This window comes from Candidatus Levibacter sp. Uisw_134_01 (genome assembly GCF_047717795.1).
Classification (GTDB): domain Bacteria; phylum Pseudomonadota; class Alphaproteobacteria; order Puniceispirillales; family Marisalimonadaceae; genus Marisalimonas.
In genome coordinates this window covers 2,076,367-2,091,774 of record NZ_CP159808.1, presented here as the reverse complement: position 1 = coordinate 2,091,774, position 15,408 = coordinate 2,076,367, and the positions used below count along the sequence as shown (strand labels likewise).

The 15,408-nt window shown below is 34.6% G+C and carries 16 protein-coding genes and 1 pseudogene; all 17 read left to right on the top strand.

What is annotated here, in order from left to right; translation table 11 throughout:
- Positions 1–17 precede the first annotated feature (17 nt).
- The 17 genes and pseudogenes from rpsP to sucD all read left to right on the top strand — a co-directional run bounded on the left by rpsP (position 18) and on the right by sucD (position 15,347).
- The gene (gene rpsP, locus ABXT66_RS10620; protein ID WP_443643486.1) at positions 18–686 is read left to right on the top strand and encodes a 30S ribosomal protein S16; all 669 of its coding nucleotides are present in this window, start codon (positions 18–20) and stop codon (positions 684–686) included.
- A gap of 10 nt (positions 687–696) precedes the next feature.
- A complete protein-coding gene (rimM, locus tag ABXT66_RS10615) occupies positions 697–1,206 on the top strand; it encodes a ribosome maturation factor RimM (protein WP_443643485.1) in 510 nt (169 codons plus the stop codon).
- A gap of 15 nt (positions 1,207–1,221) precedes the next feature.
- Positions 1,222–1,908 carry a tRNA (guanosine(37)-N1)-methyltransferase TrmD gene (trmD, locus tag ABXT66_RS10610; protein WP_443643484.1) on the top strand — a complete coding sequence of 229 codons (687 nt, stop codon included), beginning with the start codon at positions 1,222–1,224 and terminating at the stop codon, positions 1,906–1,908.
- A 54-nt stretch (positions 1,909–1,962) separates the two neighbouring features.
- Positions 1,963–2,379 (top strand): annotated as a pseudogene (rplS, locus tag ABXT66_RS10605) (50S ribosomal protein L19); the annotation flags it as partial.
- 71 nt (positions 2,380–2,450) lie between these two features.
- Positions 2,451–3,854: a 3-isopropylmalate dehydratase large subunit gene (gene leuC / locus ABXT66_RS10600; RefSeq protein ID WP_443643483.1), complete on the top strand. Its 1,404-nt coding sequence runs from the start codon at positions 2,451–2,453 to the stop codon at positions 3,852–3,854.
- Positions 3,855–3,875: 21 nt separating this feature from the next.
- Complete coding sequence (gene leuD / locus ABXT66_RS10595) at positions 3,876–4,481, top strand: 3-isopropylmalate dehydratase small subunit (protein ID WP_443643482.1); 606 nt, start codon at positions 3,876–3,878, stop codon at positions 4,479–4,481.
- 24 nt (positions 4,482–4,505) lie between these two features.
- Positions 4,506–5,621 carry a 3-isopropylmalate dehydrogenase gene (leuB, locus tag ABXT66_RS10590; protein WP_443643481.1) on the top strand — a complete coding sequence of 372 codons (1,116 nt, stop codon included), beginning with the start codon at positions 4,506–4,508 and terminating at the stop codon, positions 5,619–5,621.
- Positions 5,622–6,650 (top strand): aspartate-semialdehyde dehydrogenase, encoded by a 1,029-nt coding sequence (locus ABXT66_RS10585; protein ID WP_443643480.1) that lies wholly within the window; start codon positions 5,622–5,624, stop codon positions 6,648–6,650.
- Between the two features lie 34 nt (positions 6,651–6,684).
- On the top strand, positions 6,685–7,605 hold the full coding sequence (locus ABXT66_RS10580; RefSeq protein WP_443643479.1) for a hypothetical protein: 921 nt from the start codon (positions 6,685–6,687) through the stop codon (positions 7,603–7,605).
- Positions 7,606–7,696: 91 nt separating this feature from the next.
- Positions 7,697–8,074 carry a succinate dehydrogenase, cytochrome b556 subunit gene (gene sdhC / locus ABXT66_RS10575; protein WP_443643478.1) on the top strand — a complete coding sequence of 126 codons (378 nt, stop codon included), beginning with the start codon at positions 7,697–7,699 and terminating at the stop codon, positions 8,072–8,074.
- A 12-nt stretch (positions 8,075–8,086) separates the two neighbouring features.
- Positions 8,087–8,470, top strand: a complete 384-nt coding sequence (gene sdhD, locus ABXT66_RS10570; protein ID WP_443643477.1) for a succinate dehydrogenase, hydrophobic membrane anchor protein — start codon at positions 8,087–8,089, stop codon at positions 8,468–8,470.
- Between the two features lie 18 nt (positions 8,471–8,488).
- Positions 8,489–10,279, top strand: a complete 1,791-nt coding sequence (gene sdhA, locus ABXT66_RS10565) for a succinate dehydrogenase flavoprotein subunit (protein WP_443643476.1) — start codon at positions 8,489–8,491, stop codon at positions 10,277–10,279.
- Positions 10,280–10,295: 16 nt separating this feature from the next.
- Positions 10,296–11,075: a succinate dehydrogenase iron-sulfur subunit gene (locus tag ABXT66_RS10560; RefSeq protein ID WP_443643475.1), complete on the top strand. Its 780-nt coding sequence runs from the start codon at positions 10,296–10,298 to the stop codon at positions 11,073–11,075.
- A gap of 33 nt (positions 11,076–11,108) precedes the next feature.
- Positions 11,109–12,194: a cell division protein ZapE gene (gene zapE / locus ABXT66_RS10555; RefSeq protein ID WP_443643474.1), complete on the top strand. Its 1,086-nt coding sequence runs from the start codon at positions 11,109–11,111 to the stop codon at positions 12,192–12,194.
- Between the two features lie 126 nt (positions 12,195–12,320).
- Entirely contained in the window at positions 12,321–13,274 is a 954-nt protein-coding gene (gene mdh / locus ABXT66_RS10550; RefSeq protein ID WP_443643473.1) for a malate dehydrogenase, read from the top strand.
- A 21-nt stretch (positions 13,275–13,295) separates the two neighbouring features.
- Positions 13,296–14,465, top strand: a complete 1,170-nt coding sequence (gene sucC / locus ABXT66_RS10545; protein ID WP_443643472.1) for an ADP-forming succinate--CoA ligase subunit beta — start codon at positions 13,296–13,298, stop codon at positions 14,463–14,465.
- Positions 14,466–15,347, top strand: a complete 882-nt coding sequence (sucD, locus tag ABXT66_RS10540) for a succinate--CoA ligase subunit alpha (RefSeq protein WP_443643471.1) — start codon at positions 14,466–14,468, stop codon at positions 15,345–15,347.
- Positions 15,348–15,408: the final 61 nt, after the last annotated feature.

Here is a 15,408-nt window from a genome sequence, read left to right as displayed (position 1 = left end):
TAAAATAAGGAAAATAAATGGCACTGAAAATAAGATTATCAAGAGGTGGAGCTAAGAAAAGACCTTTTTACAAAATTGTGGTAGCAGAAGCTCTGTCCCCAAGGGATGGTAAATTCATTGAAAGGTTAGGTTCATATAACCCAATGGTTGCTAAAGATCATGCTGAAAGATTAGTGTTAGATGTTGAAAGAGCCAAATATTGGATTTCTAAAGGAGCACAACCGACATTAAGAGTGGCTAAAATGCTGTCTTCAGACGGCCTAGTAAAGGCTCCTGTTATAAGAGAACAACCTATTAAAAGTGCTCCTGGCAAGAAAAGGCTAGAAAGAGAAGCAGAAGCAGCTGAAAAATTAGCATCCGCAGCAGAAGCTCCAGCGGAAGAGGCTCCGGCAGCAGAAGCTCCAGCGGAAGAGGCTCCGGCAGCAGAAGCTCCAGCGGAAGAGGCTCCGGCAGCAGAAGCTCCAGCGGAAGAGGCTCCGGCAGCAGAAGCTCCAGCGGAAGAGGCTCCGGCAGCAGAAGCTCCAGCGGAAGAGGCTCCGGCAGCAGAAGCTCCAGCGGAAGAGGCTCCGGCAGCAGAAGCTCCAGCGGAAGAGGCTCCGGCAGCAGAAGCTCCAGCGGAAGAGGCTCCGGCAGCAGAAGCTCCAGCGGAAGAGGCTCCGGCAGCAGAAGAAGAGGATAAAAAATAATAGGTATACTTTGTCAAATAGTAACTTAATCGAAATTGGATGTTTTGTTGGTGTTCATGGTATAAAAGGAGAAGTTAAAGTTAAAAGCTACGCTGAGAAACCAGAAAACATATTCACTTATGAAGAAATATTTATAGATAACGATATTAATCCAATTAAGTTAAAACTTGTTAGAAAGGTGAAGCAAAATCTTATTTGTAAAATTGAAAATATTAAAACAAGAAACGATGCAGAAAATTTTAGAAATTCGAAATTATTTATTAAGCGAGAAAGCCTTCCTAAATTATCTGATGACGAGTTTTATCATAGAGATTTAGTTAGCTTCGAAGTCTATAATACCAAAAGAGAAAGTTTTGGTTTCATTGTATCTTTGAATGATTTTGGTGGAGGTTTATTACTTGAAGTAAATAAGGATAATAAAATGTTTTATTTACCTGCAAGTAAACGGTTCTTGAATGAAATTAAGTATAAAGAAAAAGAGGTAATTTTAAATTTAGATTTAAGTTTTTTAAATGGTTAAAACAAGGAGTTTAGTGTGTGGAATGCTACAGTCTTATCATTGTTTCCAGAGATGTTCCCAGGAACTTTGGCTTTTTCCATTGCAGGCAAAGCTTTAGTAAATAATCTTTGGTCTTTAAATACAATTAATATTAGGGACTTTTCAAATGACAAAAATGGCAAAGTTGACGATGTGCCATTTGGTGGAAGTCATGGAATGGTTCTTAAACCAGAGGTTCTAGACACGGCATTAAAATCAGTTATTGATTATGATGGGCCTAGAATTTATTTGTCACCAAGAGGTCGTAAATTTGATCAAAGTTTTGCTAAGGATTTGTCTAAAGAAAAAGGTGTTGTTTTTATTTGCGGGAGATATGAAGGAGTTGATGAAAGATTTTTAACTCATAATGATATACAAGAAGTAAGTGTTGGTGATTATGTTTTATCAGGTGGTGAAATTGGCGCACAGCTAATTATGGACGCCACGATTAGACTTCTTCCAAATGTTATTGGAAACTCACAAGGTTTAGTAGAAGAGAGTTTTGAAGGTAATCTGTTAGAATATCCATTATATACCCAGCCAAGAGTATGGAATGGGATAGAAGTTCCAGAGGTTTTACTATCTGGAGATCATAAAAAAATAGAAATATGGAAAATTAAAATGTCAGAAAAGATAACAAAATTAAAAAGACCAGATTTATGGTCAAAATATATAAAATCTTAAGTAGCAAAAAAATTATTAATTTGTTATGTGTATAAATCACGAAAGGGTAATAAAATGAACGTTATTGATAAAATTGAAAAAGATCAAATGGAGAAGATTTCTGCAGAGAGAACTTTACCTGAATTTGGTGCAGGCGACACTCTAAAAGTTGATGTTAAAATAGTTGAAGGTGACAAGGAGAGAGTTCAAGCATTTGAAGGTCTTTGTATTGCTCGAAGTGGTGGTGGCCTGAATGAAAATTTTACCGTAAGAAAAATTTCTTATGGTGAGGGTGTGGAACGAATATTTCCAATTTTTTCTCCTAAAATCGCTGGAATAACAGTGCTTAAAAGAGGTAAAGTTAGAAGAGCTAAATTATATTACCTCAGAGATAGAAGAGGCAAATCAGCTCGTATTGTTGAGAAAATTCAAGTATCAAAAAAAGAAGTTAAATCTAAAGTAACAGACAAAAAAGTTAATGAAGAAACTGATTCAAAAAGTTAATTTCGATTAACTTTAATTAACTTTAATACTTTGCTTTCCTAGTTATAAGGAGACTTGAAATGAAACCCAGGACACTCTTTGATAAAATTTGGGATTATCATCTAATAAACACTCAAGAAGATGGCGCATCACTAATATATATAGATAGACATTTGGTTCACGAAGTGACGAGCCCTCAAGCTTTTGAGGGTTTGAGAATGTCAGGTAGGACAGTAAATTCTCCGAATAGAACATTAGCAGTCGCTGATCACAATGTTCCAACCACTGATAGGGCTTCAGGTATTGACGAAGAAGAATCAAGGATTCAAGTTGAAGCCTTAGATCAAAATGTAAAAGATTTTGGAATACCATATTTCAATATGATGGACGAGAGGCAAGGTATTGTTCATGTTATAGGTCCTGAACAGGGTTTCACACAACCTGGAATGACAATAGTTTGTGGAGACAGTCATACAGCTACACATGGTGCCTTTGGAGCTCTTGCTTTTGGTATTGGTACATCTGAAGTTGAACATGTTTTGGCAACACAAACTTTAATTCAAAAGCCAGCTAAAAATATGCTTATAGATATTGAAGGTGAACTTCAAAGAGGTGTTTCAGCAAAAGACTTAGTACTTGCTATTATAGGTAAAATTGGAACAGCTGGTGGAACGGGTCATGTCATAGAATATTCAGGTGAAGCTATAAAAAAATTATCTATGGAAGGTAGAATGACAGTTTGTAATATGTCTATTGAAGCTGGAGCAAGAGCAGGCATGATTGCACCAGATCAGGTAACTTTTGATTATTTAGCTGACAAACCCATGTCACCAAAAGGAAAAGATTGGGATCTAGCAATGGAATGGTGGAAGTCATTACCATCTGATAACAACGCTTTTTATGATAAGAAAGTAAAGATTGACGCAAGTAAAATTAAGCCAACAGTGACCTGGGGCACTAGTCCAGAAGACGTTGTCTCAATAGATGGCTATATTCCCGACCCATCAAAAATAAATGATGATGATATTCGTCAAAAGATTGAACGGTCTCTAGAGTATATGGGTTTAAAGGGTGGACAAAAAATTTCTGACGTTGAAATAAATACTGTGTTTATTGGTTCTTGCACTAACTCTAGAATAGAAGATTTAAGATCGGCTGCAGAAGTCATTAAAGGCAAAAAGGTAAAAGAAGGCATTAGAGCTATGATTGTTCCTGGTTCAGGCCTTGTTAAAACTCAGGCTGAAGAAGAAGGTTTAAATGTAATGTTTACTGAAGCAGGCTTTGAGTGGAGAGAACCTGGCTGCTCTATGTGTTTAGCTATGAATGAGGATAAACTTCAGCCAGGAGAAAGATGTGCAAGTACTTCAAATAGAAATTTTGAAGGCAGGCAAGGTAAAGGGGGCAGGACACATTTAGTAAGTCCTGAAATTGCAGCAGCATCGGCTATAACTGGAAAACTAACAGACGCTGGTTCAATAATCTAGTTTTTGCAAAAAGGATAGAATATGGAAAAATTCGTCAATCTTAAGGGAGTTGCCGCTCCATTTAACTTTATAAATATAGATACTGATAAAATTATACCTAAACAGTTTTTAAAGACTATTAAAAGAACTGGGTTAGGAAAACATCTTTTTGATGAAATGAGATTTAATGATGATGGGTCTGAAAAAGAAGACTTTATTTTAAATAAAGAACCTTATCGTTCAAGTAATATTATTGTAGCTGGAGATAATTTTGGCTGTGGCTCAAGTAGAGAGCATGCTCCTTGGGCTTTGTCAGACTTTGGTATTAAATGTATAATCTCAACTTCTTTTGCTGATATTTTTTATAATAACTCTTTTAAAAATGGTCTTTTACCAATTAAAGTAACAGCTGATCAAAGAGAAGCTTTAATGGCTGACGCCAAAGACAAAGAAAATCCAGAGCTTGAAATAGATCTTCCCTCTCAAGAAATAAGGAGACCAAATGGATCTGTTATAAAATTTGAAATTGATCCGTTTAGAAAAAAATGTCTTTTAGAAGGTTTGGACGATATAGGTATAACTATGGAAAAATCTGAAGAGATACAATCTTTTGAATCTAAAATGTCCTCAGAGCGTCCTTGGCTGTAATTTATTTTTAGAGTTAGGAAAGAAATGTCATCAAATAGAACATTAATGGTTTTGCCTGGAGATGGAGTTGGTCCTGAAGTTGTAAATGAAACACTTAGGGTAGTTGAATGGTTAGCCAAAAATAAAAGTATTACTTTTAATGTAAAAGAAGGTTTAGTTGGGGGAGCCTCTTACGATAAATATGGAACCCCTCTTACTGATGAGACATTAGCTGATACTATTGAAGCTGATGCAGTATTATTTGGAGCAGTAGGTGGTCCTAAGTATGACGGCGTTGATTTTGATAAAAGACCTGAAAATGGTTTGTTAAGATTAAGAAAAGAAATGGACTTGTTCGCTAATCTTAGACCAGCAATGGTTTTTCCTGCTTTAGTGGATGCTTCTTCTCTCAAGCCCGACATAATATCAGGGTTAGATATATTAATACTAAGAGAACTAACAGGTGGCATCTACTTTGCTGAACCACGTGGTATTGAAGAAGTTAGCTCTAAAGTTAAAAAGGGGTATGATACTAATTTATACACAACTCCAGAAATAGAAAGAATTGGAAGAGTAGCTTTTGATCTCGCAAAAGCAAGAAATGGAAAAGTTACTTCAGTTGAAAAAGCTAATGTAATGATGTCTGGAGTTTTGTGGAGAGAGGTAATGACAAACCTTCACATAAAAGAAGGCAATGGGATAGATATGCACCACATGTATGCTGATAATTGTGCTATGCAGCTTGTAAGGGACCCTAAACAGTTTGATGTTATAGTTACGGATAATTTATTTGGAGATATTTTATCAGATTGTGCTGCTATGTTGACTGGATCTTTGGGAATGCTTCCATCAGCTAGTCTAGGCTCGGTTGACAAAAATACAGGAAAAAGATTTGCAATGTATGAACCTGTTCATGGTTCTGCTCCTGACATAGCAGGAAAAGGGTTAGCAAATCCTTTAGCAGAATTATTAAGTCTCTCTATGATGTTGCGTTACTCATTTGAAATGAAAGACGAAGCAGACTTGATAGATAAGGCAGTTTCACTTGCTCTTGAGGCTGGTCCTCGAACCCCTGACATAATGGCTCACGGAAGAGAGAAAGTTGGAACAAAAGGTATGATGGATATTATTTTGCGTAAATTAGAGGAATTAACAAATTAGATGACTTATAACATTGCAGTAGTTGGTGCTACAGGTGCAGTTGGAAGAGAGATGCTTCAAACTTTATCTGAAAGAAATTTTCCTATTAATAATATTTATGCCTTAGCTTCAAAATCTTCTATGGGTAAAGAAGTGTCCTTTGGTGACAATAAAGTTTTAAAAATTAAACCTGTCGATGATTTTAACTTTGAAGATGTAGACATTGCACTTTTTTCTGCTGGCTCAGAAATTGCAAAAAAATTTGGACCAATTGCAGGAAAAAAAGGTTGTATAGTCATCGATAATTCTTCCTATTTTAGAATGGATAACGAGGTTCCTTTAATTGTTCCTGAGGTTAATCCAAAAGATATAGAGGGGTTTGTAAAAAAAAATATTATTGCCAACCCTAATTGTTCAACAATTCAGTTGGTTGTTGCATTAAAACCCATTCATGATCAATTTAAAATAACAAGGGTAGTTGTTTCAACTTATCAAGCTGTTTCGGGTGCTGGAAAACCTGCAATGGACGAGCTTTTTAATCAAACTAAAGGTGTGTTTGTTCACGACCAAGCTAAACCTGAGCATTTTACTAAGAAAATAGCATTCAATGTTATTCCTCATATTGATGTTTTTATGGATGATGGGTTCACAAAAGAAGAATGGAAAATGAAAGTGGAAACGAAGAAAATTTTAGATCCTAACATCAATGTAGTTGCTCATTGTGTAAGGGTTCCTGTTTTCATTGGTCACAGTGAAGCTGTATTTGTTGAGTGTGAAAATAATATTAATGAAAAAGAAGTAAGAGAGTTACTGAGAGAAGCTGAAGGTATAACCGTTATAGATCATAGAGCAGATGAAGGATATGTCACTCCTGATGAAGCTGCAGGTGAAGACGATGTGTTCGTTAGCAGAATAAGAAAAGACCCAACAGTTAAAAATGGTATTGCTTTTTGGTGTGTAGGAGATAATCTCAGGAAAGGTGCTGCTTTGAATACAGTGCAAATAGCAGAGCTTTTAGCTAGTAAAAAATTAAAAGGAACTAAACTTTGATTTTCATAATTCAAAGTTTAGTTTTATTGAATTAGTGGATATAGTTTGGATTTTAGCAGCTGTCTTTGCTGCAGCTTGCCAAACAGCAAGATCCGCGTTTCAAAAAAATATGATATTTAAATTAGGTGACTATGGTGCGGCTTACATCAGGTTTTGTTATGCTTTACCATTTACAATGTTTATTTGGATTGTTTGGATTAATATTCCTGGAAATTCAATTCCAAACCTATCAAATTATTCTCTAACTTTATGCTTTTTAGGGTCGATATTTCAAGTTCTCTTTACTTATGTCCTTATGAAAGTTTTTTCTCATAAGAGTTTTGCTACTGGTATTGGATTTTCTAAAACTGAGGTAGTATTGATAGCCTTGCTAGAAGTAATAATTTTAGAAGTTGCTTTTTCCTATCCGCTTATTTTTGGGATTTGTCTTGGTGTTATATCTGTCTTATTTTTGTCTTTTGCAAAAAAAGGGGAAACTATATTAGGAACTTTAGAAATATTATTTTCTTCAATGATTTCAATATCAACTATTGTTGGGCTTTTATCTGGGTTACTTTTGGCCGCATCAGTAGTTACTTTTAGAATGGCAATCATATCTGTTGATGCTCCTATCTTAGACAAGTCAATTTTTATATCTGTTATAGCTATTATTTTTCAAACAATATTTGTTGGACTATACCTATTTTATTTTAAAAAAGACCAATTTGTTGCTGTTTTTAAATACTGGAAACCAAGTTTACCTGCGGGCATATGTGGAACTGGAGCAACCTTTGGATGGTTCTTAGCATTTGGACTTGCCACAGCTGCTGAAGTAAGAGCTGTTGGGCAGGTTGAATTAATTTTTTCAATTCTTATATCAATAATAATATTTAAAGAAAAAATAAAAAGTACTGAATTTATAGGAATAATTTTATTAGCTATATCAATATTAATTATAATATTTAATAAACTTTAATTAGTTCCAGTTTTAAAATTTGCACTTTCTGTTAAATTTGTTATTTATTAATTAATTAATGCTAACTTAAACAATTCTAAAAAGATAAAAAATGAATAGACCAAGACCTTTATCCCCTCACCTGCAGATTTATAAACCTCAAATAACATCTATATTATCTATTTTTCATAGACTAACAGGAATATCTCTGTCGATAGGAAGTTTCATAATAGTTGCTTGGATAGTGTCCTTAAGTATGGGTATTGAAAGTTATTCTTATTTTATGTCAATTGTAGATAACTGGTTTGTTCAGATAATTATTTTTGGATTTGCCTTTGCACTATTTTATCACTTCTCAAATGGAATACGTCACTTATTTTGGGATGCTGGACTTGGTTTTGAGTTAAAGAGTGTTTATATCTCTGGTTCAATAGTAGTTTTGAACGCTATTATTTTGACAACCTTAACTTTATATTTTGTTTATTTTTAAAAAGTAATAGTCATGAATAATAATGTAATGAGAAGTGATTTAGGTAAAGTTCAAGGTTTAGGTTCAGCTAAACATGGAGTAGGTCACTGGAAAGTTCAAAGGATAACTGCAATAGGTATGATACCTCTTTTACTTTGGTTTATTCCATCTTTACTAATAACAATTTTAGGCAGTTACGATGAAGGTATTTTATGGATACAAAATCCTTTTAATGCAACAGGTTTAATTCTTTTAATTGGGACATTATTTTTTCATGCTTCTCTTGGTTTACAAGTTGTCATAGAAGACTATGTCCATTCTGAAGGATTAAAAGTTCTATCAATTATGTTGATAAAATTATTATCAATATTATTAGGTGTTTTATCAATTCTATGTATTTTAAAGATATTTTTGTAAGAAAAGAAAGAGAAATATATGTCTGATTATGAAATTATAGACCATGAACATGATGTTGTTGTTGTGGGAGCTGGAGGTGCTGGATTAAGAGCAACTCTTGGAATGGTTTCTGGCGGTTTAAAAACCGCTTGTATCACTAAAGTGTTTCCAACCCGAAGTCATACAGTGGCAGCCCAAGGTGGAATTGGTGCTGCATTAAATAATATGGGTGAGAATGATAGCTGGCAGTATCATATGTATGACACCGTTAAAGGTTCCGATTGGTTAGGCGATCAAGATGCAATTGAATATATGTGTAAAAATGCAATACCTTCAATTACGGAGTTAGAAAACTTTGGCGTTCCTTTCTCTAGAACAGAAGATGGTAAAGTTTATCAAAGACCTTTTGGAGGTCATACGTTAGATTACGGTAAAAGCATGGCCCGTAGAGCATGCGCTGCAGCTGATAGGACTGGGCACGCGATACTTCATACTCTTTATCAACAGTGCCTTAAACACCAAGCTGAGTTTTTTGTTGAATACATAGCCCTAGATTTACTTATGGATGAAAATGGTTCATGTAAAGGTGTATTAGCTCTTTGTATGGAAGATGGAAAATTACACAGATTTAGGGGGCACCAAACTGTTCTCGCAACAGGTGGGTATGGTAGAGTTTATTTTTCTTGTACATCTGCTCATACATGTACAGGCGATGGAAACGCGATGGTATTAAGAGCTGGTTTACCCCTTCAAGACATGGAATTTGTTCAATTCCACCCTACAGGTGTTTATGGTGCAGGTGTTTTAATAACAGAAGGTTCAAGAGGAGAAGGTGGTTATCTAACTAATTCTGAAGGCGAGAGATTTATGGAAAGATATGCTCCTACCGCAAAAGATTTAGCAAGTAGGGATGTGGTTTCGCGTTCAATGACAATAGAAATTAATGAAGGTAGAGGCGTGGGGCCAAATAAAGATCATATATTTATGCATCTTGAACATATTGATCCTGCGACGTTACATATGAGATTACCGGGAATTAGTGAAACAGCCAAGATATTCTGCGGCGTTGATGTAACTAAAGAGCCAATTCCAGTTCTGCCTACAGTACACTACAACATGGGTGGTATTCCAACAAATTACCATGGAGAGGTTGTTACACGAAAAGGTAAAGATCAAAATTCTGTTGTATCTGGTTTAATGGCTATAGGAGAAGCTGCCTGCGTGTCTGTTCATGGAGCAAACAGGTTAGGTACTAACTCATTATTAGATATTGTTGTTTTTGGAAGAGCGGCTGCTCAAAGAGCTTTAAAAACAGTTGAAAAAGGTAGTTCGCATTCTCCATTACCATCAAACGTTACTGATAAAATTATAGCAAGATTAGATAGAATGAGGCATGCTTCTGGTGATACTGCTGTAGGCGAAGTTAGGAATTCTATGCAAAATATTATGCAAAAACATGCAGCTGTTTTTAGATCTAATGAGTCAATGACTGAAGGCGTCAAAAAGATAGATACAGTAACTAAAGGCATGGATTCAATTGCTATTAAAGATAGATCATTAATATTTAACACTGATTTAGTTGAGGCATTAGAATTAGAAAATCTAATGCAACAAGCAATTGTAACAATAAAATCGGCTGATCAAAGAAAAGAATCTAGAGGCGCTCACTCTCACGAGGACTTTCCTGAAAGAGACGATAAAAACTGGATGAAGCACACTATTATGTGGTTAAATGATAATATGAAAACTAAATTAGACTATAGAGATGTTCACCAAAACACTCTTACTAATGAAGTTCAGTCTATACCACCAGCTACAAGAGTATATTAAATCTAAGGAGACGAAATTGGCTGAATTTGCATTGCCTAAAAACTCTAAAATAACAAAAGGGATTGATTACCCTTTGGATTATGAGTCTAATAATACAAGAAAAGTTAACGTATATAGGTGGTCACCTGATGACGACGATAATCCAAGAATTGATAGCTATACTCTTGATTTAGACAAATGTGGTCCAATGGTTTTAGACGCATTAATAAAAATTAAAGACGAAATTGATTCTAGCTTAACCTTTAGAAGATCATGTAGAGAAGGTATATGTGGTTCATGTTCAATGAATGTTGATGGTACAAACACATTAGCATGCTTAAAGTCTATTGATGATATTAAGGGTGATATTAATATTTATCCATTACCACACATGGATGTAATAAAAGACCTTGTGCCTGATCTATCAAAAGCATATGCACAATTAACTTCAATAAAACCATGGCTTCAGTCAGACACTCCTGCAACCGATGGAAAAGAAAGAAGGCAAAGCCCTGAAGAAAGAGAAAAAATAGACGGTCTTTGGGAATGCGTTCTTTGTTTCTCTTGCACTACTTCTTGTCCATCTTATTGGTGGAATGGCGATAAATATTTAGGCCCAGCAGTATTGTTACAAGCTTACAGGTGGATAGCTGATAGTAGAGACGAAAAGACAGGCGAACGATTAGACGCACTTGAAGATCCTTTTAAATTATATAGATGTCATACTATTATGAATTGTACTCAAACCTGTCCTAAGGGCCTTAACCCTGCTAAGGCAATTGGGGAAATTAAAAAACTGCAGCTTGAGAGACAGTAAAGTTAATTTGTAAAATTTTATATGGTTGCTAGTTTGGAAAAACATATTGACGCCACATTAGAAACCATTGCCTTAACTCAATCTATAAAATTTGATTCTGGTCAATTATTTGTAACGAAATATTTCAATTCGCTCTTTAGTAAAATTAATAGCCTAAATAATAATGCAAATATTATTAATAAATTTTTTTTTAAAAATAATAATATTATAAAAGGTATTTATTTATTTGGAGGTGTTGGAAGAGGTAAATCCATGATTATGGATTTATTTTTTCATAATGTTGATATTAAAGATAAAAGAAGACTGCATTTTCATGACTTTATGAAAGAAGTTCATCAGAGGGTACTTGAAAAAAGTAAAGTTGAAAGAAATAAAGATTGTGTTCTCCTAGTTGGTAAAGATTTAGCTAAATCTGCTAAGCTATTATGTTTTGATGAGATGGAAGTTAGAGATATTGCTGACGCAATGATTTTATCACGATTATTTGAAGTTATGTTTGAAGAAGGTACCATTTTAGTAACAACGTCAAATCAACCTCCTGAAGGTCTCTATAAAAATGGGTTACATAGAGATAGAATTTTACCATTTATACAAAATTTAAAATTAAAAACAGATGTAGTAGAAATACCAATTGGAGCTGATTGGCGAGAAAGATCTTTGAGTGGGAATAAACTATGGTTGAACCCAATTAATGACAGAAACAAAGTTAAAATTAACAATATTTTCTTAAAATTAAGTATTGGTTTTGAAAAAAAACCTGAACAAATTGAAGTCTCAGGCAGAAAAATTCTTATTCCACAAGTTGCTGCGGGAATAGCAAGAATAGATTTTGATGATTTGTGTAATAAGCCCTTGGCAGCTTCGGATTACATTGAAATTGCACTTAGGTACAAAGGAATAATAATAGATAATATTCCTATTTTAACCGATATTTTACGTAATGAAACAAGAAGGTTTATTTGGTTAATTGATGCTTTATATGATAAAAATTGTTTTTTAATAGCTAATGCAGAAGTTAAATTTAAAGACCTTTATCAAGGAAATGAGTGGGGTTTTGAATTTCAACGTACTATTTCTAGAATTACAGAAATGTCTCAATTACAAAATAAAAGCTTATAATTATTCTTGTCTTGATAGCTAAAGAAAAAGAGTTTAAAAGGTTTAGAAATGTATAAAGAATAATAAAAATAATTTAAATTAACCTTTGAATAGAAAAGACTTTAAAACTTAAAGAGGATTAAATAAATGCGAAATAAAATAGCCTTGATAGGTTCAGGTAATATAGGTGGTACTTTAGCGCATTTAGCGGCAATTAAAGAGCTCGGTGATGTTACTTTATTTGATATAGCTGATGGTATTCCTCAAGGTAAAGCTCTTGATTTAGCTCAATCAGGACCTGTTGAAGGCTTTGATAGTAATATAAATGGTTCTAATGATTACAGCTCTCTTAAAGGGAGCGACGTTGTTATTGTAACCGCAGGTGTTGCTAGAAAGCCAGGAATGAGTAGAGATGATTTAGTCGAAATTAATACAAAGGTTATGAAGCAAGTTGGAAAAGGAATTAAAGAAAACTGTCCAAAAGCCTTTATAATTTGTATCACAAACCCACTTGACGCAATGGTTGGTGTGTTACAAAGAGCATCTGGATTACCAACAAATATGGTTGTTGGAATGGCTGGTGTTCTTGATTCAGCAAGATTTAGACATTTCTTAGCAGAAGAATTTAACGTCTCCGTTAGTGATGTTACTGCATTTGTACTTGGAGGACATGGTGACACAATGGTCCCTTTATCTAGATATTCAGCTGTTGCAGGTATTCCTGTCCCTGACCTAGTTAAAATGGGATGGAGCAGTCAAGAAAAGATTGATCAAATAGTCCAAAGGACGCGTGATGGTGGAGCAGAAATCGTTGGTTTGCTAAAAACGGGTTCAGCATTTTATGCACCGGCATCAGCAGCTATAGAAATGGCAGAGTCTTATTTAAAGGATAAGAAAAAACTATTGCCGTGTGCAGCTTTTGTTGATGGATATTATAATCTAAAAGGAATTTATGTTGGTGTTCCAGTAATAATAGGTAAAGATGGTGTAGAAAGAATAGTTGAAATAGATTTTGAACCTGATGAGAAAGAGATGTTTGATCATTCAATTTCAGCGGTTAAGCAATTAAATGAGGTAGCTTCAAAATTTGAAGCTGAATAATTTTAAAGAAAGGGTTTAGTCTTGGATATTCATGAGCATCAAGCTAAAGAGTTGTTTAAGTTATATAATATTCCAACACCTGAAGGAAAAGCAGTTTTTTCTGTAGAAGATGCTACAAAAGCTGCTAACGATTTGCCAGGACCTGTATACGTGGTTAAAGCCCAAATACATGCTGGAGGAAGAGGTAAGGCAGGGGGAGTTAAAGTAGTTAAAGATTTAGACGCTGTGAAAACGGCAGCCCAATCTATTTTAGGCAAAAAATTAATAACTCCTCAGACAGGCAGTGGTGGTAAATTAGTTAATAGACTTTATATAGAAGACGGTTGTGACATTAAGTCCGAATTTTATTTCTCAATGGTTATAGATAGAGTAAGCAGTAGAATTTCTGTGATAGCCTCAACAGAAGGTGGAATGGATATTGAGAAAGTTGCAGATGAAACCCCTGAAAAAATATTATCATTTACTATTGATCCAACTATAGGTTTTCAGCCCTTTCATTCGAGATTAATAGCTAATAGCTTAGAGTTAACTGGTTCTAGTTTTAAACAAGCGGGTAATTTTTTTGCACAATTATATAAACTTTTTACAGAAAAAAATGCAAGTCTATTAGAAATCAATCCTTTAGTATTAACTAGTGAAAATACCTTAATTGCGCTAGATGCAAAAATGTCTTTCGATAATAATGCATTATTCAGGCATAAGAATATATTAGATTTGAGAGATGAAAGTGAAGAGGACCCATCAGAGATAATAGCCAGTAAATTTGACCTTGCATATATTAAATTGGATGGAACTATAGGTTGTTTGGTTAATGGAGCAGGTCTAGCCATGGCTACGATGGATATAATTAAATTAAAAGGTGGTTCACCAGCTAACTTTTTAGATGTAGGAGGAAGCGCCACAGAAGAAAAAGTAACAGAGGCATTTAAAATCATTTTGTCTGATGCAGCTGTTGAAGGAATTTTAGTTAATATTTTTGGTGGTATAATGAGATGTGACATTATTGCAGCAGGAGTTGTAAAGGCTGCAAAAGCATTGTCTTTGTCCAAACCTTTGGTTGTAAGGCTTGCTGGAACAAATGTAGATGAAGGCAAAAAAATACTTTCTGATTCAGGATTAAAAATAATACCAGCTGACGACTTAGATGACGCAGCAGTTAAAATTGTGAATGCTGTTAAGGAGATTAATTAAATGTCTGTTTTAATAAATAAAGAAACAAAGGTCATTTGCCAAGGTTTTACAGGAGGTCAAGGTACTTTCCACTCAGAACAAGCTATTGCTTATGGTACAAAAATGGTAGGAGGAGTTACACCTGGAAAAGGTGGTACAAAGCACTTAGATTTGCCCGTTTTTAATACTGTTGATGAATGTGTAAAGGAAGTTAATCCTGATGCGACAGTTATTTACGTCCCTCCTCCATTTGCTGCAGATTCAATACTAGAGGCTATTGCATCAAAAATACCTCTCATTATTTGTATTACTGAAGGAGTACCTGTTCAGGATATGATAAAAGTTAAACAATTTCTTAAACAGTCTAACTCTAGATTAATAGGACCAAATTGTCCTGGTGTAATAACACCTGGGCAATGTAAAATTGGTATTATGCCAGGGCACATTCATTCTCCAGGAAAAATAGGAATAGTATCCAGGTCTGGAACATTAACATACGAAGCTGTTGCCCAGACTACGGCTGCAGGGCTTGGTCAATCAACATGCATTGGAATAGGTGGTGATCCAATAAATGGAACAAATTTTATTGATTGTCTTGATATGTTCCTAAATGATGATCAAACAGAGGCTATTTTAATGATTGGTGAAATTGGAGGAAGTGCAGAAGAAGAGGCTGCTTCATTTTTAAAAAACCATAAGATTAAAAAACCAATTGCTGGATTTATTGCAGGAAAAACTGCTCCTCCAGGAAGAACAATGGGACATGCTGGAGCTATTGTAAGTGGCGGAAGTGGAGATGCAGATTCTAAGGTAAAAGTTATGAATGAATCAGGTTTTATTATGTCTGATTCACCAGCTGGCTTGGGTAAGGCAGTTTTAAAAGCAATACAAGAATGGAAATAACTTGATTTCATTGTTAAGTTTTTGTGTAGTGTATTTAGTTAACTTTTTTGTAATAAAGGAT